Origin of the sequence: Heyndrickxia sp. MSNUG (assembly GCF_049532715.1) — a bacterium.
Taxonomy (GTDB): domain Bacteria; phylum Bacillota; class Bacilli; order Bacillales; family Cytobacillaceae; genus Mesobacillus.
Genome location: NZ_CP150978.1, coordinates 845167 through 867008, shown reverse-complemented (window position 1 = coordinate 867008; position 21842 = coordinate 845167). Strand labels below are relative to the sequence as shown.

General features: G+C 44.1%; 23 protein-coding genes and 1 pseudogene. 13 read left to right on the top strand and 11 right to left on the bottom strand.

The annotated features are described in order from the left end of the window. Positions 1-40: 40 nt before the first annotated feature. The gene (locus AABM38_RS04305) at positions 41-205 is read left to right on the top strand and encodes a hypothetical protein (protein WP_423409295.1); all 165 of its coding nucleotides are present in this window, start codon (positions 41-43) and stop codon (positions 203-205) included. Positions 206-362: 157 nt separating this feature from the next. Beyond that, positions 363-680, top strand: a complete 318-nt coding sequence (locus tag AABM38_RS04300; RefSeq protein WP_423409294.1) for a YbjQ family protein — start codon at positions 363-365, stop codon at positions 678-680. A gap of 37 nt (positions 681-717) precedes the next feature. Here the strand turns inward: AABM38_RS04300 and AABM38_RS04295 are convergent, their stop codons facing one another. The 3 genes and pseudogenes from AABM38_RS04295 to AABM38_RS04285 all read right to left on the bottom strand — a co-directional run. Then, positions 718-1137, bottom strand: a complete 420-nt coding sequence (locus AABM38_RS04295) for an NUDIX hydrolase (protein WP_423409293.1) — start codon at positions 1135-1137, stop codon at positions 718-720. Between the two features lie 86 nt (positions 1138-1223). Continuing rightward, a complete protein-coding gene (locus tag AABM38_RS04290) occupies positions 1224-1640 on the bottom strand; it encodes a GNAT family N-acetyltransferase (protein WP_423410649.1) in 417 nt (138 codons plus the stop codon). A 69-nt stretch (positions 1641-1709) separates the two neighbouring features. Further along, positions 1710-2141: pseudogene (locus tag AABM38_RS04285) on the bottom strand (NUDIX hydrolase); the annotation flags it as partial. Positions 2142-2318: 177 nt separating this feature from the next. Between AABM38_RS04285 and AABM38_RS04280 the strand changes: the two are divergent. From AABM38_RS04280 to AABM38_RS04270, 3 genes are all read left to right on the top strand, one after another. After that, the gene (locus tag AABM38_RS04280; RefSeq protein ID WP_423409292.1) at positions 2319-4415 is read left to right on the top strand and encodes a DNA topoisomerase III; all 2097 of its coding nucleotides are present in this window, start codon (positions 2319-2321) and stop codon (positions 4413-4415) included. 126 nt (positions 4416-4541) lie between these two features. Then, on the top strand, positions 4542-4817 hold the full coding sequence (locus AABM38_RS04275) for a hypothetical protein (protein WP_423409291.1): 276 nt from the start codon (positions 4542-4544) through the stop codon (positions 4815-4817). An 81-nt stretch (positions 4818-4898) separates the two neighbouring features. Then, positions 4899-6173, top strand: a complete 1275-nt coding sequence (locus AABM38_RS04270) for an MDR family MFS transporter (protein WP_423409290.1) — start codon at positions 4899-4901, stop codon at positions 6171-6173. A 111-nt stretch (positions 6174-6284) separates the two neighbouring features. Here the strand turns inward: AABM38_RS04270 and AABM38_RS04265 are convergent, their stop codons facing one another. Continuing rightward, on the bottom strand, positions 6285-6680 hold the full coding sequence (locus AABM38_RS04265; protein WP_335375287.1) for a hypothetical protein: 396 nt from the start codon (positions 6678-6680) through the stop codon (positions 6285-6287). 213 nt (positions 6681-6893) lie between these two features. On the opposite strand from AABM38_RS04265, the gene AABM38_RS04260 reads away from it, so the two are divergent. Together AABM38_RS04260 and AABM38_RS04255 are read left to right on the top strand one after the other, a co-directional pair. Further along, complete coding sequence (locus AABM38_RS04260; RefSeq protein ID WP_423409289.1) at positions 6894-8126, top strand: aminopeptidase; 1233 nt, start codon at positions 6894-6896, stop codon at positions 8124-8126. Between the two features lie 151 nt (positions 8127-8277). Further along, positions 8278-8550, top strand: a complete 273-nt coding sequence (locus AABM38_RS04255) for an acylphosphatase (RefSeq protein ID WP_335375289.1) — start codon at positions 8278-8280, stop codon at positions 8548-8550. A 459-nt stretch (positions 8551-9009) separates the two neighbouring features. Here AABM38_RS04255 and AABM38_RS04250 read toward each other — a convergent pair whose 3' ends face one another. The 3 genes from AABM38_RS04250 to AABM38_RS04240 are packed head-to-tail and all read right to left on the bottom strand — an operon-like array spanning position 9010 to position 11301. After that, a complete protein-coding gene (locus AABM38_RS04250; RefSeq protein WP_423409288.1) occupies positions 9010-10311 on the bottom strand; it encodes a hypothetical protein in 1302 nt (433 codons plus the stop codon). Between the two features lie 12 nt (positions 10312-10323). Next, on the bottom strand, positions 10324-10713 hold the full coding sequence (locus AABM38_RS04245) for a DUF6114 domain-containing protein (protein ID WP_423409287.1): 390 nt from the start codon (positions 10711-10713) through the stop codon (positions 10324-10326). A 15-nt stretch (positions 10714-10728) separates the two neighbouring features. Continuing rightward, entirely contained in the window at positions 10729-11301 is a 573-nt protein-coding gene (locus tag AABM38_RS04240; protein ID WP_335375292.1) for a DUF6230 family protein, read from the bottom strand. A gap of 211 nt (positions 11302-11512) precedes the next feature. Here AABM38_RS04240 and AABM38_RS04235 point away from each other — a divergent pair, with 211 nt between their 5' ends. From AABM38_RS04235 to AABM38_RS04220, 4 genes are all read left to right on the top strand, one after another. After that, positions 11513-13015, top strand: coding sequence for a LuxR C-terminal-related transcriptional regulator (locus tag AABM38_RS04235; protein ID WP_423409286.1), 1503 nt, complete (start codon positions 11513-11515; stop codon positions 13013-13015). A 205-nt stretch (positions 13016-13220) separates the two neighbouring features. Then, complete coding sequence (mscL, locus tag AABM38_RS04230; RefSeq protein ID WP_423409285.1) at positions 13221-13601, top strand: large conductance mechanosensitive channel protein MscL; 381 nt, start codon at positions 13221-13223, stop codon at positions 13599-13601. Between the two features lie 74 nt (positions 13602-13675). Further along, a complete protein-coding gene (locus tag AABM38_RS04225) occupies positions 13676-14284 on the top strand; it encodes a Bax inhibitor-1/YccA family protein (protein WP_423410648.1) in 609 nt (202 codons plus the stop codon). Positions 14285-15235: 951 nt separating this feature from the next. Further along, a complete protein-coding gene (locus AABM38_RS04220) occupies positions 15236-15568 on the top strand; it encodes a DUF3243 domain-containing protein (protein WP_423409284.1) in 333 nt (110 codons plus the stop codon). 41 nt (positions 15569-15609) lie between these two features. Here AABM38_RS04220 and AABM38_RS04215 read toward each other — a convergent pair whose 3' ends face one another. Next, the gene (locus AABM38_RS04215) at positions 15610-16548 is read right to left on the bottom strand and encodes a magnesium transporter CorA family protein (protein ID WP_423409283.1); all 939 of its coding nucleotides are present in this window, start codon (positions 16546-16548) and stop codon (positions 15610-15612) included. A 220-nt stretch (positions 16549-16768) separates the two neighbouring features. Between AABM38_RS04215 and AABM38_RS04210 the strand changes: the two genes are divergently transcribed. Together AABM38_RS04210 and AABM38_RS04205 are read left to right on the top strand one after the other, a co-directional pair. Beyond that, a complete protein-coding gene (locus tag AABM38_RS04210) occupies positions 16769-17035 on the top strand; it encodes a hypothetical protein (RefSeq protein ID WP_423409282.1) in 267 nt (88 codons plus the stop codon). A 102-nt stretch (positions 17036-17137) separates the two neighbouring features. After that, positions 17138-17797, top strand: coding sequence for a TrkA C-terminal domain-containing protein (locus AABM38_RS04205; protein ID WP_423409281.1), 660 nt, complete (start codon positions 17138-17140; stop codon positions 17795-17797). Between the two features lie 15 nt (positions 17798-17812). Here the strand turns inward: AABM38_RS04205 and AABM38_RS04200 are convergent, their stop codons facing one another. The 3 genes from AABM38_RS04200 to abc-f form a co-directional block, all read right to left on the bottom strand. Then, positions 17813-18199, bottom strand: coding sequence for a DUF1284 domain-containing protein (locus AABM38_RS04200; RefSeq protein WP_423410647.1), 387 nt, complete (start codon positions 18197-18199; stop codon positions 17813-17815). 202 nt (positions 18200-18401) lie between these two features. Continuing rightward, positions 18402-19733 carry a polysaccharide biosynthesis protein gene (locus AABM38_RS04195; protein ID WP_423409280.1) on the bottom strand — a complete coding sequence of 444 codons (1332 nt, stop codon included), beginning with the start codon at positions 19731-19733 and terminating at the stop codon, positions 18402-18404. Between the two features lie 153 nt (positions 19734-19886). Then, entirely contained in the window at positions 19887-21779 is a 1893-nt protein-coding gene (gene abc-f, locus AABM38_RS04190; RefSeq protein WP_423409279.1) for a ribosomal protection-like ABC-F family protein, read from the bottom strand. Positions 21780-21842 lie beyond the last annotated feature (63 nt).

Here is a 21842-nt window from a genome sequence, read left to right as displayed (position 1 = left end):
ATCAGGAAAAACTACTTGGGACAAGAAAGGAGGTTTTAAGATGGGCAGAGGTAAAGATTTCAACCATAAGAATAAAAGCCATCCAGGCAATTTCCCTGCAGGTGCTGAAAAAGCAAAGCGCGCTGCGACAGAAGCACAGGAAGATGAAGAATTCCTGGTCGTCCAGGAAGCCTTTAAAAACCGCGTAGAGGAAGAAGAAGTTTAAGCAGAACCGAACCTGGCGCCTATCGCCGGGTTCTTTTTTTGCTGCAGATTATATTTGAAACTTTTTTAAAGGGGGATCGTATAAGTAGGTACCAAAGGTTATTTTCGCAGGGATGCATATAGACGAAAAGAGCCTATTTAAGAAGGAGGAGTTAAAGATGATTGTCACTACAACACCGACTTTGCAAGGAAAAGAGATTGAACGATATTTAGGAATTGTTTCTGGTGAAGCGATTATGGGGGCGAACGTGGTCCGTGACTTTTTAGCAAGTGTCACCGATGTGATTGGCGGCAGGAGCTCCGCTTATGAAAATAAGTTAGCTGAGGGACGCGAAATCGCTATCCGTGAAATGGAAGACAAAGCGCGCAGATTGGGGGCTAATGCTGTCGTTGCTGTCGACCTTGATTTTGAAACGCTTCGAGAAGGCATGATGATGTGCATCGCTACTGGTACCGCTGTATATGTAAAAGAATAATCAGGATGGACCAGGCCATTCGCCTGGTCTCTTTTGATCACATTTTAAATACAGAGAATACATCATTTCGTTCGAAATCTCTTAGGATCTCTTGTGGCAGCTTGACTTTCAATTGATCTTCCGATGCCCATAAATAATCCATATGCTCCGTTGATAAACTGATTTCGGTTCCATCAGTAGTGCATAGGTATGTAAGAAGGACAATTTGTCTTTTTGGATTTGTTTTAAAAGTCGTGGCATATAAAATTCTTTCTACTATAATATCGAGGCCGGTTTCTTCCTTTACCTCCCGCATCAATGCTGCTTCCAGTTCCTCGCCAAACTCGATCTTGCCTCCAACATTTTCCCAGGAACCGCCACCTACTTCTTCATCCTCAGACCTTTTGAGAATCAATACCTTCCCCGCATTTATAATTACACCTTTTACTGCAAAGATCATTTGATTTTCATTATTCACTATGGCACCTTCTATCTAATTCAATCTCACTTTATCCACTGTATGTTTGCTGAATTTCATTGCAGATTCATTTGACGAATAGCTTTCTAACTAATGTCATTACGTTTTATAAAATTGGCAATCACAATTCCGTTGCCGACAATGGCATCCTCTGTCCGATGGAAGCCAAGTTTTTCATAAAGCCTAACAGCCGGCAAATTTGCAGCTCCAGTTGAAACGATGGTTTTAGAAGTGTTTTTTTCATGCGCCTCAATATGTTTGATGAGTTTGGCAGCAATTCCCCTTCGAAAAAAATCAGGATGGACCATAACCCGGTGTATATCAAGTGTCCCAGCTTCCCTTTTATACGAAACGGCACCTGCAAGCTTGTTATCTATGTAATAGCCTATGAAGGTTTCCCCGCAATTCTGCAGCTGTTCAAACGTTTCTGTTAATGGCGGAATCTCAGTGGTGCCGATTAATTCCGCCTCGATTATGTATGATTTTCTTTGAAGTTCAAGCACTTCGGCTGCGGCGATGATTTGTGCCAAGCTGATTTCTTTAATTTCCGGGAGAATGGCGTAGTCACGGATTTTGTTCAGAATCAGCTCAGGTCTCCCCTGAAGCGGCGGAAGTTTGTCCAACGGGAAAAAACAGAGGTCTTTGCTCTCCCCATCAAGCATCTGCAGGGTCCCTTCCCAATCATCAGAAGCATACAGTGCAATCGCGTTGTATATTTCATCTCCATTCGGATATTGGAAATAATATTCCTCTCCCGCCAGTACATCCAGGAACTTCAGATTCTTTAAACGAAGGCCTGTCTCCTCATACAGCTCACGGCGGGCCGTCTCCTGAAAGCTCTCTCCAGGCTCCATCGCTCCGCCAGGAATCCCCCACCTGCCAGTATCAGCACGCAGCTGCAGCAAAACCTCATACCGCAGATTGAAAACCAGCACAGCAGAGCCCGCCAAAATAAACGGCCTCGTCCCAATCAGCCTTCGAATCTCCTTAATATAATCAGCCAAACAACAACCCTCCCCAAACACTTTAACACACCACCGCGCCGGGGGTCAGACCCCCAACACTTTAACGCGGTATTGCACTGGGGGTCTGACCCCCAGTGCGTTAATGCATTGGTGCGTTTTTTCTATTATACTAAGTTAAGCATAAGGAATCTTGTTTTGTTTTGAAAGGAGCATTTTATGAAATCATTAGTACTTGCGGAGAAGCCGAGTGTGGCGCGTGAGCTGGCTCGTGTTCTTGGCTGCAATAAAACGCATAAAAGCTATTTTGAAGGTAATCAATATATTGTGACGTGGGCGCTGGGGCACTTGATTGAATTGAAGATGCCTGAGAATTATGACCCTAAGTATAAGGTTTGGAAGCTTGAGGAGCTGCCGATTATCCCGGATAAAATGGGACTCAAGGTCATTAAGCAGACAAGCTACCAATTCAAGGCGATTGAAATGCTTGCTGACCGTAAGGATGTTGGTGAGTTCATCATCGCCACGGATGCGGGGCGTGAAGGTGAGCTTGTGGCCAGATGGATTCTTCAGCGCATCAATTGGCGCAAGCCGATCAAGCGACTGTGGATTTCTTCCCAGACCGACCGTGCCATCAAGGATGGTTTTAAAAACTTGAAGCCAGGCAAGCAATTTGAGGATCTGTACGAATCGGCTGTCTGCCGTGCAGAAGCGGATTGGCTCATCGGCTTGAACGTCTCCCGCGCACTGACAACGAAATACAAGGATCCACTATCAGCAGGACGTGTTCAAACCCCTACTCTGGCTATGGTCCTTGAACGTGAGGACGAAATCAATAAGTTCGTGCCAAAGGATTACTGGACAATCCAGGCGAAGGTCGGCTCCCTCACTGCGGAATGGGAGCATAACGGTGAAAAGAGGATTTTTTCACAGGAGAAAGCTGAGCAAATCCACAACAAGCTTACGAATAAAAAAGCTGTCTTGAAGTCCATCGACCGCAAGCAAAAAACAGAACCGCAGCCATTGCCATATGACCTGACTGAATTGCAGCGTGACGCCAATAAACGCTTTGGGTTCTCAGCGAAAAAAACTTCCAATGTCCTGCAGGGATTATATGAACAGCACAAGCTCGTCACCTACCCAAGGACAGATTCACGCTATTTAACGACTGACATGGAAGCAACGATGGCTGACCGCCTACAGGGAATCATGTCAGGTTATAAAGATGAGGCGAAACCTGCACTTGCACAAAAAGGAAAAGTACTGGCAAGGCGTGTGTTCAACAATGAAAAAGTAACCGATCACCACGCGATCATTCCGACCGAGGAGCGGCTTCACCTTGCTGATTTGTCGCCAGATGAAAGAAAGCTGTACGATTTAATCGTCCGCCGCTTCCTGGCTTTATTTTACCCGGCATATCAATATGAGACGATCCATGCCAGTTTCGATGTCGAGAATGAAGCGTTATCCGCGCGCGAAACGAATATCCTTGATCTTGGCTATAAAAAAGTTCTTGGTAAAGACGATGATGACAATGCAGCTAGACAAAGCCTTGGCCATCTCGAAAAGGGAAAAAGCTACTCAGTTGGCCAGATAACTATGAATAAAAAGATGACTGAGCCCCCGCTTCGCCTTTCTGAATCAGATATTCTTGCAAAAATGGAGAAGTTCGGACTTGGAACTCCTGCTACACGGGCTGAAATTATCGAGAGGATCATCTCATCTGAAGTCGTTGAACGTCAAAATGGCCGATTGTACCCTACAAAAAAAGGCAAGCAGCTGATCGACCTTGTAAACGACGAACTAACTTCACCTGAGCTCACGGCAAAATGGGAAAAAGAGCTCGAGGAAATCGCCCGCGGCAAAGGGGACCCTAAGGCATTCAAGCAGCGGATCCGTGAACAGACAGCCCGTCTTGTAACAGAAATCAAAACGAGCGACAAGTCTTATCGCGCCCATAACCTCACAGGCTCGAAGTGTCCTGAATGCGGCGAGTTCATGAAGGAACGAAAAACAAAAGAAGGTAGAATCCTCGTATGTTCAAGTCCTGAGTGCAGCTTCCGCAAACACAAGGATCCGAAGCTGTCACAGCGCCGCTGCCCTCAATGCCACAAACGGATGGAAATCCATAATGGCAAGGCAGGCGCCTACTTCCAATGCCGCCGCTGTAATGTCGTTGAAAAGGCGGAAGACAAGAAAAAAGGCGTTTCGAAGCGCGAGGAACGGAAGCTGAAGGAGAAATACAGCCCCGCGGAATCCAATTTTGGAACGAGCCTCGGCGACCTTCTCAAGGCAGCGCTGGAGGATAAAGAATAATCTTGCATTAGAATAACAAAAAGCGCAAGCGCCTTGTTCAGCCCCGACAAGCGCTGGTCGACTAAAAACGCCGCGTCCTGCGGCAACGTCGGCACTAGGACGTCCTGTCCGTCGAAGGGCCGACCAGTGAAGTTGGTCTTTGACTTCATTGGGCGGACCGAAATCGAAATGTATAGCCGACTGCCCAGAAACGCAGAAACTGGAGACTCCGACAAAGAAGCGTTTTTTGCTTCTGCCGGCGGAGTTGAAGTTTCGGAGTTTCTAGGAGGCGACACTGGACAAGCGACTCGAGGGGCTAGGCGCTGGAGCTGGATTAAGCAAATCCTGCTTAAATTATCCACACCTGATAAAATTTGCAATTTCCTAATCAATGAAAAAGCGGCCTCGTGCCGCTTTTTTTAATACGGTTGTTGCTTGAAAATCCTTCCTCTTAAATAGTATGATTATCGATGGACTTATTTAGATGGTAAAAGGAGAAACATCATGAGATTGAGAGATTGGGATCAAAATTTAAAGGTTCGCCTGTTTGGCGAAGCTTTGATGAATATAACTTTTTGGATGTTTTTCCCGTTTTTGACGATTTATTTTGCCGAAAGCTTTGGAAAAGGTAAGGCTGGCTTCCTGCTGATTTTTTCACAGGTTTTCTCGGTTTTCGCGAATTTGCTTGGAGGTTACACGGCTGACAGGTTTGGACGCAAACGGATGATGGTCATTTCCGCATTCGTCCAGGGCATCGCCTTCCTGGTTTTTGCCTATGCCGTTTCCCCCTGGTACACCTCGCCGATGCTTGGCTTCATCTGTTTTGCGCTTGTCGGGGTATTCGGATCCATTTACTGGCCGGCAAGCCAGGCGATGGTCGCAGATGTGGTCCCAGAGAAAGACCGAAGCAGCGTTTTCGCCATTTTTTACACATCCATTAATATCGCCGTAGTTGTCGGCCCGATTCTCGGGGCTATTTTTTATGTAAAATACCGATTCGAATTAATGGTGGCCGTCGGAATTATTTCCATCCTGCTCGCTCTTGTTCTCGCCAAGTGGACGAGAGAAACAGTACCGGCATCCGCTCAAAAAGAAAAGGCCGCTGATGGAAAATGGTACGACTTCCTGAAAAATCAGCTTGCCGATTACAAGGTCATTGTCCAGGATAGAATTTTCCTGATGTTTATCGTAGCGGGTATTTTGGCCGCGCAAACCTTTATGCAGCTTGATCTGTTGTTCCCAGTTTATACAAAGGATACTGTCAATAGTCAGACGGTGTTCGAGCTCGGAAGCAAGGTCTTCACTGTGAATGGAGAGCAGGCTTTCGGGCTGATCCTTTCTGAAAATGGTCTTTTTGTTGCCCTCTTCACGGTTTTCGTAACAAAATGGATGATAAGCTTTCGCGAACGGAATGTATTTGTTCTGTCTTCGATTGTTTACGCCGCGGCCATTCTAATGTTTGGGGCTACCAGCTGGATTTGGGGTTTAATAGCGGCGATGGCCGTTTTCACATTAGCTGAATTGATGACTGCAGGCCTGCAGCAAACCTTCATTTCGAATCTCGCCCCTGAGCATATGCGGGGACAATACTTTGCAGCCGCCTCATTACGGTACACGATTGGCAGGACGATCGCGCCAATCAGCATACCGCTGACAGTCTGGATTGGCTACGGCTGGACTTTTATCATCCTGAGTATTTTGGCACTCTTTAGTGCAGGCTTATATTGGGTGATGTTTAGGATGTATGAAAATAAAAGAGCTTCTGAAAAAGTGGTTTAGTGAGAGCGCAGGATTTTGGTCCTGTGCTTTTTTGGGAGCTTGAGCCTTATAATATCTTGCGAAGAACAAAAAAACCATGCGGATTTCAACATCTGCATGGTTTTAATTTTATTATTTCGTTTTAGCATCACTATACTTGAATGTCATGAAGACAAACAATAAAAAGCTCAGCAAGAGTGTAGATCCGCCGACAATGTAGAACACCATCGTGAATGTTTCCGGCAGCGGGAATGGTTTTACATTATAGAGCCACATGCCGACAGTCAATCCGATACTGCCAATGATGGCTGTCCAAACATGGAAGATTGCTAGCTTTGAAGTTTTTGGCACCTCGTAAGCTCGGTAATAGCTTGAAAAGGCGAAAAGGCTCAACCAGCCGACTACCAATATATGTGCGTGGACTGGACGGATTGCATAGTCCCCTGCCCCCGCCATATGGGATCCCAAGAATGCCCCAATCAATGCGTAAATGGCTGATAATCTCAATAAGACAACATCGTATTTCATGTAAAAAATCCTCCTGAATCCCTTTTATATACCGTATCATTTTAACTCAACAGACTGCTAGATTCCAGTTTGGCAGACCATGAAGCTATGCAATGACAACGTGATCGTTTTTACAGTACGTGAGCTTGTCTGTTCTAGTCGAATGTCTTAAGTTTCTTTTTTCCTATAAAATCGTTACAATATAAAAGAAGATTCTGAAAAGGGGCGAAATAGATGAGTGATTTTTATACTAATTTAGAAAAATATGCGGACCTTGCTGTCAAGGTTGGCGTGAACATCCAGAAGGACCAGACGCTTGTGATCAATACTACTCTTGATTCAGCTGAGTTTGTGCGCGTTGTTGTTAAAAAGGCATACGAAGCGGGCGCTAAAAATGTAGTTGTCAATTGGAATGATGATGTCGTTTCCAGAACAAAATATGAGCTTGCACCTGATCAGGCTTTCAACGAGTATCCAGAATGGCGTGCACGCGAAATGGAAGAACTAGCTGAAAATGGCGCAGCCTTCATGTCGATCGTTTCTTCCAGTCCAGACCTCCTAAAAGGTGTGAAGTCTGAGAGAATTGGCAACTTCCAGAAAGCTGCCGGTACAGCACTTTCCAAGTATCGTAAATACATACAGTCCGATAAAGTAAGCTGGACAGTCATTGCTGCTCCTTCAGAAGGCTGGGCAAAGATGGTCTTCCCTGAGGAACCGGCTGAAACACGTGTTCAAAAGCTTTGGGATGCGATCTTTAAAGCTGTCCGTGTGAATACGGAAGATCCTGTTGCTGCATGGAAAGGCCACGATGCATCCTTACACGAAAAAGTTGATTACCTGAACAGCAAGCGCTACAAAAAGCTGCATTATAAAGCTCCAGGCACAGACCTGACTGTTGAGCTGCCTGAGAAGCATATCTGGGTTGGTGCTGGCAGCGTGAACGAGCATGGCAATGAGTTCATGGCAAACATGCCAACTGAAGAGGTTTTCTCTGTTCCGTTAAAAACTGGCGTAAACGGCTATGTATCAAGCACGAAGCCGCTTAGCTACGGCGGCAACATCATCGACCGCTTCAAGCTGACGTTTGAAAACGGTAAAATCGTTGGCGTGGAAGCTGAGGAAGGCGAAGAAATCCTTAAGCACCTAGTGGCGACAGATGAAGGTTCGCATTACCTTGGTGAAGTGGCACTAGTTCCTTTCAACTCACCTATCTCTCAATCAAACGTGCTATTCTTCAATACTCTTTTTGACGAAAATGCATCCAACCACTTTGCGATTGGCAGCGCCTATGCTTTCTGCATCGAAGGCGGCAAGAAGATGTCTTCTGAAGAGTTGGCAGAGAATGGCTTAAACGAGAGTATTACTCACGTTGACTTCATGATCGGTTCCGACAAAATGGATATCGACGGCATCTCTGCCGATGGAAATGCTGAAGCAGTGTTTCGCAACGGAGATTGGGCATTCTAATCATTTTTACAAAACAGCTGTATCCATAAAACCTGGATACAGCTGTTTTTTTTCTATACGGTACCACCCATTGTGATATAATGAACTTATCTAAGAGTGAAAAAAATATTAGATATATTGTTAACCTAATCGTTTATCTGGGGGCGGCGTCTTGATTCAATTACAAATCATTGTGTCAGGAGATGTTCAGGGTGTGGGGTACCGGTATTATACACAAATGAAAGCTATTCAATTTGGCATTACAGGCTGGGTTAAAAATCTGCAGGAGGGCGGCGTGGAAATCCTCGCTTCCGGTGAAAATGATAACCTCGAACGTTTCATCGATGAAGTACGCAGAGGCAATCCGTTCTCAACCGTAGACCATATTGAAGTAAACGAAACTGAAAAGACCGAAACCTATCGATCATTCGCAATTAAATACTAAGGCTGCTTTTTGTCTTTATACAAAAATTGAACGCAGAGGACCTCGATCCTCTGCGTTCTATTTTTTTGTTTGGCACTATTAAACAAGGCTGTTTATTTTTGTTTCAGGCGTATCGCCTTCCACTAAAATCAAAAGAGCATTAATCAACATCCTTTATTAATAGCGCCTTTTGCATACTTTTCAAACTTTAATTCTTTTAGATTTTTGTTAGCTCATACGGTTTATTATGATATAGCTTTGCTTCAAGTTTCCAGGATTCCGCGAAAAGAGGGGATCATTCCGCGAAAAAACCACTTCATTCCGCGAGTATTTGTCGAAATCCCGCCAACTGGAAATTATCAATTATTTTTTCCAGTTGGAAACGGAGCGCTACACCTTATTAGCACGAGATTGGCTTGTTTTATCGCAAACATTGTTTAGATATATTTTTGTTATTTGCATTACCTACAAGTGTTTGACCTAATCAAATGAAATAACAGTCCCATCAGGTTCTTTTAAGATGGCCTCTCTCATCTTTTTCAACTGGTCCTCTTCGCTTGGCTTTACCCCCAAGAGCGATAGCAGTCCGAGTGATTCAAGCATGCCTTCGGTCCAGTTTTCCAGCTGCTTTGTCAACGCTGCGTCTTCTGGGCACAGTTCCTTAAGTGCTTTGTTTTCTTTTAAAGCCTGGTCAATCAATTCAAGGCTTAGCTCCTTCGTCAGTTGTCCATTAGCTTCGGATAATTTTTCACAGGCCGTTTTAGCGGTTTGATCCACCGTTTTCTTTACTGGTTCTACGGCAGGCTGGGTAACTGCTTTTGCCGTTTCAGCAGTTGTTTTGACCGTTTCTTTGACAGGTGCGGTCACCTTATCTGCTTCCCCTATTACTGGGCTGACTACTCCATCTACTACCTTTCCGACTGTGTCCTTGACCGGAGTGGTCACTTTGCCCACTGTATCCTTAAGTGGATCGGTCACTTTACCAACAGTATCCTTTAAAGGATCGGTTATTTTTCCAACAGTATCTTTTAAAGGATCGGTTATTTTCCCGACCGTATCCTCCAATGGATCGGTCACTTCACTTATAGGGTCGGTCACACCGTCAAGTACTGGATCCGTTATACCACCAATTCCGTCCGCAACTTTTCCGTCTTTTAATAAATCTCCATCACAGGTCAACGGCAATTGACCAGATGTAATCTTCCCGATTTCTTTCTTCATCTGCTCAAAAGGCATGGAACTCAAATCTTGTAATATTTTCAAATTACCAGGCTTCTGGACTCCGCCATCCCCGTTGATCGTTTGCAGCTGAAGTTGGTCAAGGCTGCTGCTATCAGCATTCATGGAATGGGCGACCATCGTCACATCTTCAAGCGCCGCGCTTGGCATCAATTTTGCTGCATGCACACAAGCACCCTTAAATGAAATCGCACTTGTATCTACCTGCATCCCGTTAATGTGAACAGGTCCGCTCGCTTTCATCGTGATACTGACAGTCCCGCCAGCTGTTTGGAGCTGTTTCGTCAGTTTCATTCCATAAATTTGAACAGAATCATAGGTGATCCGCAGCATCGGTTCGGCTTCCGATCCTGCTTTCTCCCCCATTATAATCATGGCCTTCATATTTTCTCCGACCACTCTGTCAGCCTGGATGATAAATCCACCAGCATCATAGGTGGAGGCACCGGCTTTTTGGATAAAAGGAAAAAATGACAGGGCGGCAAGCTGAATGATTAAGATAAATAAAATCAGTTTATTTTTTACCAGCCAGGAAAACTTCATTTTGTCTCTCCTTTACCCTGTTTTGACTGCCTGTTCAGTTATGTCTGTTTCCGGTGCTTTAACCTGAGTTGCCGGCACAACCCGCCAGGCTGTTAACAGCGAACCGCCGATGATTCCGAAAATCGTTCCGAACAGGAAGCCGCCAAGGGCACCGATTACGGATAAAATCGACAGGAATATGACAATGATGCCCAAGGCTTTAGAGGCGCTAGGCAAAAAGAAAGACATCAGTCCCATCAGCGTAATTAATCCTCCGAACAGGAGCCCGATAACTGCAACGGATCCTGGCAGGAATGTACTCAAATATAGATTCAGCGGCACCCATAAAATCATCAGCCCGCTTAGGACGGTTAAGATTGCTCCCATAAAAGGCCTAGTATGCCTCCACTTTTTAAAAACCATCGTTCGTCACCCCGATTATTTTTTATCGATTTTCTCGACGGTTAATTTCATCCCTGCCATATTGATTGTTTCTTGAAATAAGTAGTGTGTTTTTAGCTTCGCATTTTCCAGAATGATGGTACTTGAAGTCTGTTCGAATTGTTTTGTCCAGTCGTCGCTGTGATTTTCCTTCAGTGCAAGGTTCTGGAATTTTGCGTTTGCCTCGATCAAACCTGCATCATGCTGCAGACCGGATATCTGCACTGGCTTTGACGCCTGGATTTTCACGCGGATCCAATCACTGCCTACTTTAAAATCCTTGTATAATTTCAGGTTATCAATTGTAAGGGTTTCAATTAAATTTGTTCCCTGCGGTGCCGAATCAGAGCTGCTCGTCTCGCCCATCTTCGGGTAAAATTTGTATCCTTCTCCCTGCAGCTTATCGAATTCAACATAAAAATCGCCAACACCGGCAATCGGCACTGCATACGCTACTCCTGACAGGCCAAAAGAAACAAGCAGCAGCCCAAGGAGCAGGACTCCAGATGCAAGTGAAGTCCAAAAAACTTTCTTATTAATCTTGCTTTCCATTACGACAGCTTCATTCAAGGAAGCCACCTCCGTTAAAATATTTTTAAAATTCAAAATTAATTCAATTTCCTATACCTTATCCCCTAAAAATAAAAACGATAACCGCGGAAAATATCGTAACTAATTTGTTAACCCCGTCATTTGTCGGGTATATAAACATCAACGTACAAAAATCTGCATTATGAAACGAATATTCTTTTACCTGGATTAAGAGAGTGAGGACCCTCCCATGGAACATAAAATAGAAGATTTGGCTATGAAAGGGTTATTACTTTTAAAAGAAAACGAGAAACCCTTTCTTAAAGAGTGGGCTAACTTTAAAAAGGATTTAAAGGCATGGCAAAATGATCTCATCCTGGAATTTGAGGGAATGATTACTTTTGGCTTTAAGAATTTATCCAGTACTTCTTTTCAATCCTCAAATGAATTCATCCTGGCACTTGTCCATAAATGGCAGAAAAAATATCCCGAATTTGTCGATGATTTCGATGCGATCTTTTTAATCAGCGCTGTTGAAAATCTTTTTCATAAGGTCCTGAAACAAAAAGAAGATACTAGTTTCCTTGACCACCAGGCGATTCAGATCTTTTTTATGAGAATAATCGATAAGGTTTTGAGGACTCAGCAGCTAGAATACCAGGATGATAAATGGCTTCATACGATCCTCCATTTGCGGACGTTTCCTAGCAATTGGCTGGCAATCATCAGCGCTGAAAAATCTCAATATAAGGTCAGCAAAGTTATTTGTTCAGATGAGCTTGCGGTCAACGAACAGTTGATAGGGATGTGCGAGGGGTTGCAGGCTGATGGTCCAGGCGATCTTTCCATGGCCTTGTCGCGTCTGCTGACGCCAGGAATGGAAGATTGTCAGGTCCTTACGATTCCTGTTTTAACGGAGACACTGGTCATAAGTGTGAAGGAGCAGGCCGAAACGATTACAACGGAGCAGATCGAAACGCTGCGGAAGATGTACTTAAAGCAGATGAAACTCAATCACCTAGAAAATGAGCTTGAATGGAAGGATTCAACCTTGCTGTTCCAGCAGAGGCTGCTTCAGTCTCAGAGCGCCACAGACGCAGTAAAGATGATTACCCAGGGACTGGTTGATTACCTCCCTTTTTCGCGCTGTGCTTTATTCATTTATTCGCCGGGTGAACATAGCGGCGTCGGTGTCCATGGCCATAATATCTTTACCGGCTCCGTCCAGCAGATCAAGGAAAGCATAGCCGAGTTTCCGCTGCTTACAAAATACTTGAAGCATTTCAGCCATTCTAAACCTATTTTCATAGAAGAAGCGGCCGAGATATTGCCGGATAAATATGTGCGAGAATATAGTTTAAAGTCGCTGGTCGTCCTGCCAATCTATGTACCTGCCGAAAATAAGCTGATTGGCCTGGCACTGCTCGACCGCGGCGAAAACACAGCGTTTACCGTCAATAACCAGACGCTGACGGCGTTAATCAAGTTCGGCCAATATGGCGGTGAACTGCTGAACAAATACTATGAAGACGCGGTCCAGTTATTCGGCGTGCAGCGTGCCGTCCTGACATTGCGTGAGCGTGAAGTACTGAAGCTGATCGCCGAAGGAGCATCCATCAACGAAGCAGCCGACACCCTCCACCTCAGCAGCTACACCGTCCGCGACTACATCTCAGCCATCATCCAAAAACTAGACGCCAAAAACCGAACCGAAGCAGCCGTCAAAGCCCTGAAAATGCGCCTCATACAGTAACACTTTAAAGCGGTGGGGGTCAGACCCCCACTGCTTTAAAGCATCACCGCGCCGGGGGTCAGACCCCCGGCGCGGTGATGCGTTGAAGAGCTTTTCTCTATTCTCTCTCCTTCCCTTCCATCAGCCTGACGGTATTGATTTTTGATGGTGTTTCTCGCAAAATATAAGGTGGTGACATATTTTTATTTAGGGGGTCTGCTTTTTCATGTGGGAAGATTTTAAAAAGTTTGCTTTGAAGGGCAATGTTCTTGATCTGGCTGTCGGGGTCATTATCGGGGGTGCTTTTGGCAAGATTGTTTCTTCACTGGTGAATGATATCATTATGCCGATTGTCGGATTGGTAACATTCGGCGAGGACTTTTCGAAGCTATCATACAAAGTAATTAAATACGGCGCATTTTTACAATCTGTCGTAAACTTTTTCATTACTGCCTTTGCTATTTTTCTATTTATCAAGCTGATAACACGTTTTAAAAAGAAGAAAGAGGAACAAAAGGTCGAGCTAAAACCTGACTTAAAGGAAGAGCTTTTGATCGAGATTCGCGATTTATTAAAAGAAAATAAACGAATAAATGAAACTTCCTGAGCCTGTCACCGTATATATTATCAAACAAACTTTATGAGGTGACATTGAATGTACGCTTATTCAGAAAAAAATTAATGCCATCGGTGATGCGCACGTTTGCGATTTCACTGGCAATTGCTTTTATTGGCACGATGGCTGGTGTGTTTGTACCGCCGGCGCTATTCATCCCACTTGTTATTATCGAGGTCGTGATGCTGATCAGCATATTCTTCTTGCGTAGAAAGAAAGCCGTATCGTATACGTTCTTATACGCGTTCACCTTTATTTCCGGGATGACGATGTATCCAGTCATCGCCCATTATGTGGCTACCTCTGGCGCAAATGTAGTCATCAACGCGCTAGGAACAACGACAGTGGTATTTGGCGGACTTGCTTTGTACGCTTCAAAAACAAAGCGCGACCTTAGCTTCCTTGGCGGAATGCTGATGGCAGCTCTACTAGCTTTAATCGCAATCAGCCTCTTCAATATTTTCTGGCCGCTTAGCTCGACAGGAATGCTGGCATATTCTTTTATTGGAATTCTTGTATTCAGCGGTTATGTATTATTTGATATCAACAGGATGAAGCATTATGGTGTAAGCCCAGAAGAGGTGCCTTTAATGGCTCTAAACCTGTACCTGGACTTCATCAATCTCTTCCTATACATCCTTCGCTTCTTTGGTGTATTATCAAGCAGGGATTAATAAATAGGCATGACTCAGGCAGCTCGTTTCCGGGCTGCTTTTTACTTTTTACCATAAATAGGTATAAAAACCATTTTTTAATTGAGTTTATTAAGTTTTCAGTCATTTCACCCGGGTATATAAATAGTGCAAGGCCAATACAAAACAAAGAAGGGACTGGTTAAGGTGGAGAACTTTACGGCGACTTCGGAATATGTCATTGGCTATGCAAATGGAGGAAGATTCGCGCTGTTGTCTCAAGGCACGCTGGTCTTTAATCGATGGACGTAACATCGATTCACACCAGTTGAGTTTTTGAGTATGCAATAACCGAATACGACTTCATCATCGGTCATATGAACCGAGCATAGGCCAATTACTAAAACGGAAGGGACTGGTTAAAGTGGTGAACTTTACGGCGACTTCGGAATACGGCATTGGCTTAGCAAACGGAGGAAGATTCGCGCTGCTGTCCCAAGGCACGCTGGTCTTAAATCGATATACTCAAAATCGATTGGCCCCAGTGATTTACTTGGTTAAACAGTAAGTGAATACGTACTCCATAATTGTCCGCACGACCTGAGCAACGCCAAGATCAACATAGAAGGGACTGGTTAAAGTGGAGAACTTTACGGCGACTTCGGAATACGTCATTGGCTTAGCAAGTGGAGGAAGATTTGCGTTGCTGTCTCAAGGCACGCTGGTCTTAAATCGATACATTTAAGTTCGATTTACCCCAGTGAGCAAATTGAATAACAAAAACTGAATACTCCTCCCATCGTCCGTTTGTCGGACTTAAAAAAGGTGCTGGCCTGATGGCTCGCACCTTTTTTAATGGAGTCCTCCTTGCAAAAAAAATGAGCATTAAGCTGATAAGCAAAAAACTATCCTTTTTCCCAATGTGCTGCACAAGGTTTATCAAATTCAAGCAATGGATATTTAATAACTATCAATTACGAGGAGGTTTTTCACATGGAAAAAGATCATATGATCCATAAAGATGGCGAAGTGGATACTAGCAAGGTGGACGAGACTCTTAATCGAATGGACAGCGATCGTGCTGATGAGATTCTGGGTGACTTCGATGAATTCAGATCCTATTTAAGCAAACGAATCCAGCTTGGTAAAACGGCAGGATTAAATGAAGAACAGCTCGCAAACACCGCGCAGAAAATCGCTGACTATCTTGCTGATAAAGTAGAACCGCGCAACCGTGAGGAACAGCTATTAAAAGAGCTGTGGAAAGTTGGCACAGAAGAAGAGCAGCACAAGCTTGCACATATGCTTGTAAAGCTGGCTGAATAGTTTTCAATAAAAAATCGCCCTATAAAAAAGGCGATTTTTTGTTATTTGAAAAACGAATTCTTCTTCCTCCCTTTTAAGATATCTCCCATCCAGCCTTTCATTCTTAAATAAATGTAAAGGCCAACAGTTGATACAAGGATCAAAGCAGCAGCCATCGCGTATCCCAGCTTCCATTCCAGCTCCGGCATGACCTTAAAGTTCATCCCCCAAAGTGCTCCCCAGGCCATGACCGGTGTAAATAAAACCGTCATGACAGTGAGCGTCTTCATGATTTCATTCCCGCGGTGTGTCGATACGACTTCCTCAAGGTTGATCATTGTATCAATTTCTTGCTGGTATGCATTTAAAAGCATTTGAATTCTTTCAATCCGGGTAGCGACCCGGCTGAATTCGGACATCCTATTAATATCACTGCCATAAGCTTCTTCTGCAATATACTTCAACTCTGTGATTGGAATTAACAAATTCCTCCAAATCAAGAGTTCATGACGGTTTTCGTATACTCTCTCTAATATCTCGAGATTGTTCTGTTCTTTCATTTTCCAGAGCAAATCATGCAGCTGCTCCTCATATTCATCAATTTTCTTTAAGTAATTCAAGAGGATTTCTCCAAGCAAAATAAAAAAACCTTCCACACCATTTTCGGCTTGCTCCATTTGATTTTGAACACTTTCAGGATTGCATTTTAGGACCGAAAAGTCAAAATCGATTGTGATAAAGAAATCATTAGAGATATAAAAATGGAAGATATTTTTTTCATGCTTCTCTTCGATATCCTGTCGATAAATCAAGGAGCCCCAAATATATTCTTCTCCCCTTGTTTGTGTATTTAACTGAAGAAAGTTAGCTTGATTCTCTTTTATGTTGGTGTACCAGTTATTGCATGTAGGATATTTAGCAGTGATCTCGTTAAGCTCGGAAGCTTGTCCGGTTTGGAAATCATGCCACTTCCATTTTCCCTCGTTAAACGTGTGCTCCATTGGTTTCAGACCTTTCTTATTTCTGGTAATAATTAAATAATACTTTTCCCTTAAAAGAACATGTTGAAACAGAACAGCGGTAAGAACTTGGAAATACTACCAATCGAAATATGTTTTTGAACTCGATAAAGCGGGTAAACAATACCATACGAGGCAGACAAAATCGCTTTAGGCCTCTATGCACTTTCAATCAAGTGTAATTAATAGGAGGGACTATACTATGCAAACTGGCTCAATGAAATCTGCAGTCATGTTAGGTGTTGGAGCAGCGGCATTGTGGATGGCGATGAAACCTGAAAATAAAACGAAACTTACAAATATGGCAACTCAGATGAAGGATAAAATCATGCCATCAGGAAAGACGGATATCACACCTGTGGAAAAAGCAGGAAACCCAGACCCGCTTGACGTTGAGGACAACAAGATGGTCAGCGAAGGCTCCATGTACGGAGTAAATTATTACAACGAGAATTTACAGCATCAATAAACTTACCGGGGACTTAACTCCCCGGTCTATTTTTGTTTAAATCAGACCTCCGTGACAAAGAATAAAGTGAATGAAAGAAAAGTTCCTGAAGGAGACAGAGGTATGGGTATTTTATTTATTTTCATTTACCTTTTCATCGTTTTTACCGTAATCGAAATCAATTCTTCGATTTTTGTCGCCACAGGACTTGATCGGAAAGTTGCCAGGTTCCAGGTGATCTCCATGCTTACCGGCACGGGGTTTACGACTGGCGAATCCGAGCTGATCATCGACCATCCAGTCAGGAGAAGACTAGGTGCTTTTTTGATCCTTTTCGGAGCGTTCTCACTTGCGGTTATCATTTCCGCTATCACGCAATTGTTATCAGATACTTTTTATACCATGGAAATAGCCTATACAGCAGGAGCACTGCTCGTTATTTTATTCACCCTTCGCTTACCAGGCGTAAAAAATAGATTGTCTGAAAAGCTCAAGAGTGAAATGGAGGAAACTTATGAGCTGGCCGATTTGCCAATCCGGGATGTTCTGCTGATGGAGGACGATGATGAAGTAAGGGAAATTTCTATCAGCGAAGAATCTCGCTTTGCCGGAAAAATGTTTGATGAAATCGTGGGTATTGAAGATGACCTTATTCTACTCTTCATTAAAAGAGGTGACATTAATATTCGCAATAAAGCGTATCAAACCGAGATCGAGCCAGGTGACCGCCTTGTTTTATATGGCAGCAATCCCTTAATTGATGATAAATTTAAAGATGCCTGACCAAGCGGCAATGGATTAACTCCCCCTGGTCAGGCATTTGTTATTTTTACGCAAATCGGTGATTCCTTCCTTGCATACTCCATATTGCAGCCATGAGCAATTTTTGCAAAGGTAATCGAGATCCTCTGGTTCGACCTTTTCAGCAGTTAACTTTACAAGGGAGGATTTTAAATAGCTGTTGCCAGGCTCCAGACCTAAATGACGGATGATTTTACCGTCCATTGATAATACATGCTCATTCGATCCCTCACCAGCTTCACAAATTTCAAGCCCCCGGTGCGGACACGACATGCAGGCATCATCGAATGCCGCCACAACTTTTATGGGAAAATCCTGCTCAGGATCTCGTATATCATTCACGATGCTTTCCATCTTTTTAACAAACTCCGGACTGTACCCCATCCCCCTGAATCCATGGACACAAAGGAGATGATGCCCGCGCAGTACCTTTTCCACTTCATCCCTCCTGACAGTTTTTCATATTGTTACATTCTTCATGATTGATTAAAATCCTTTTTTAATAGGTCATAATGTTATTCAGAAAAACAGTGATTGATTAAAATCCTTTTTTAAATATTTCAAAACTATCCAGAAAAAGCCGCCTCTAATACCGCGGATACCGTATTGTACTCTTAGCCCTCCACGTGATCCCGATTTTTTTGCAAATCGTTAAATAATGCAAGAACAGGATGACCAGGCTTCCTGTATTCATCCCTAAGATGACTCCCTCCATGTGCCATTCCGGCCTGGAACCTAAAAGATATATGAGCGAAAAGGTGACAGCCGTTGCATAAACAGAATGAATGAAGGCGTCTTTTATCAATCCGAGCCCAATTAAATACGCCTGCATTGGAATCGTAAAGTAATGAAACAGGAAATAGGGGGCAAGCAGCTGGACATAGACCGCAGCCTCATGTGAGTGAAAGAACTTACTTGTTAAAGGTTCAGCCAAAAAGTAGAAGGCTGTTACGGAAGGCAATCCATATATTACAGTCAGAAGCATCACCTGCTGGAGCAGTTTTTGCAGCTTATGGAACTCTTTTTCCGCGTAGGCCTTGGACACGGTCGGAATCAGGATAATCAAAAATGAGTGGGCAATGAACGCTGGGAAGAATCCAATCGTCATGGCTACTCCGGCAAGCATTCCAAACTGCTCTGTCGCCATCTCCGGGGAAAGTCCGGCACTGACGACCGCGGCCTTGATTAAAAATGGCTGAACCGCATGTGTCAGCGAGTGAAAGATCCTCAGCCCTGTTGTAGGCACCGAAACAGCAACAAGATTTTTCCTGACCTCTCTGCCACTTAAGTGCTTTCCTGGAACTCTTTTAATCCTTTGATAGGAAAGAATGAATAAGTGCAGCAAATAAAGAAAGACGACGAGCTCACTGCCAGCTAATGTACAAAAAGCAACCAGCAAGGCTGTTTCACTACCAAACTCAAAGAATTGGAATAAAAATGTTAACAAACCGAGCTGGACGATTCTTCTCAGAAAATGGGACACTGCAATTTTGCCCATTTGCTGTTTCCCCATAAAAAATCCTCTGGCAATCGCCGAGATTGTCATCACTGGTATTAGCGCGAGCACAACCCACTTCAGCAACGGATGATAGTCCTTGAAAACAGGAATCACTGGCAGTGCCACTGCAGCTGCAATAAAAAGAATGGCAGTGAATACAATTGCAAGCCGGATCGCGTGTCTAATCATGCTTCGGTGATAGGAGTCATCCTTTTCTGCCACCATTTTAGAAATTGAAACTGGCAATTCAAAGCTCGCAAGCATCATAATGAGGAAAATCGTCGGTACAATGGTCATATAGTGCCCCATCCCGCTTCCCCCCAGCTCCCTGGCAAGAATCATATTAACAAGGAACTCCACCACTTCACCAAGAAAGTTAGCAACTACAAGGATTGCCATCCCCTTTAAAAAAGTATTCATAGCTTCTCTCCCACTTCTATCTCATTTACTTTTATAAACATATGAGACAAGTCCGGACAATATTAAGGAAAGTCTGTTTTCATGTGGGAAGCTTCCTGAAAATAAGTTTATTATAAAAAAAGAACCACTCTATTGAGCAGTTCTTCATCAGATCTAAGATATGCCTTCAAGCTTTAAATACAGAGACTCACGTCCTTGGTCTAATTCTTCTTTTTGAGCGTAAAGCTCCTGCAATATTTCTAGATCTGCAACTATTGCCATCTTGTTTTCGAGCAGAGCCATCTCTTTTTCAAGTGCCTCGATTTGATTCAGGAGCAGGTCCTCATCTACTGAAGCAGCGTCTTCTTTTTTCACTACCTTAACGTCGTGTTTCCTTGCTGGCGCAGTCGGAACAGTGGGTGACGCCTGACTTTTCCGTTTCTCCGCCATCTTCACTCTCGCCCTGTCATAATTCCCTTCAATTTCCGTCACCTCACCGCTTTCCAGCCAATAAATTTTATCGAAAAGCTTATTGAGGAAAAATCGGTCGTGCGATACAGCGAGCAGCGTGCCCTCGAAATCGTCAAGCGCTTCCTCGAGCACTTCTCGTGAATCAATATCAAGGTGGTTCGTCGGTTCATCGAGAACAAGAAAGTTCAGGTCCTGATGCATCAGCTGGGCAAGGCGCAGCCTCATCCGCTCTCCCCCGCTTAACTGTGATACCTTTTTAAAAACGGCCGGACCGTAAAATAAAAAGCCTGCTAGAACATTCCGGGCCTCGCCCTCATTCATGACCACTTCGTTTCTAAATGCGTCCAGCACACTGCCATCCTTACTGGAAAGCTCCATGTGCTGTGAAAGGTAACCGATTTTCACATTACTGCCCAGCCTTGCTACCCCGCTGTCAGGATTCAGCTCACCCTGGATCAATTTCAGGAGCGTTGTTTTCCCGGAGCCATTTTCGCCAACAATCGCAGCTCGGTCTTGATACTGCAGCTGGAGATTCACACCGCTGAATAGTTCCCGTGTACCGAATGTTTTCCTGGCATCTTTGATGACAAGAACATCCTTCCCGCTTCGGGCACCGGTCTCGAGCTCGAAGTTCATTTTCTTTCTGTTTAAAATGGGACGGTCCAGCTTTTCCATCCTTGCCAGTGCCCTTTCCATGTTTGTTGCTCGCTTATGCAATGCTGAACTTGGAGGATTTGACCGGTTTGCCCAATCCCGCAGACGTTTGATCGCTTCCTTCATCTTCTTGATTTTCTTCTGCTGTTCTTCATACGCCTGGAATTCACGCAGTAATTTTTCTTCTTTTTCCTTAAGGAAGCCTGAATAATTAGCATGATACAGCTCAATCTCCCCATCTTCCATATCGAGGATTTTCGTCGCCGTTTCATCCAGGAAGTAACGGTCATGCGAGATGATGAATACGGTCCCTTCATAAGATGAAAGGAATTCAGCCAGCCACTCAGCTGCCATGATATCTAAATGGTTTGTCGGCTCATCGAGTAAAAGCAAATCAGGATTACGCAGCAAGCTTAATGCTAACCCAGCCTTTGTTTTCTCGCCGCCGCTCAGGCTGTTAAAATTGGAATCCAGCAGCCCGGCAATATTCAATCCATTAGCAATCCGATCAACATAGGCATCCATTTCATAGCCGCCGCCAAGAGAAAATTTCTCCTGGAGTGCACCGTATTTTGCCAGCAGCCTTTCAAGCATGGCCGAATCTTCCGCTGAAGCTGCCATTTCTTCTTCAAGCTTTTGCATATCCTGTTGAACGATTATTAGCTCATCAAAAGCAGTTTTTAAAACATCCCTGACAGTCATCTTGGAATCATATACGGGAATCTGTGCGAGATAGCCAATCCTTAGACCTTTCTTCCAGTGAATCTTGCCTCCGTCTGGCTCTTCCATGCCCGCGATCAGCCGCAACAGCGTGGTCTTCCCGCTGCCATTCCTGCCGACTAGGCCCACTCTGTCTTTTTCATTTATTTCAAAACTCAAATCCTGAAAAATTGTATTTCCGCCATACATTTTGCTTATATCGTTAACACTTACTGTTATCATTATGTTTTCCTCCTAATGGACCTCTCCTTTCGCCTGAGCACTCGCTCTCCCCAACGCTATTCG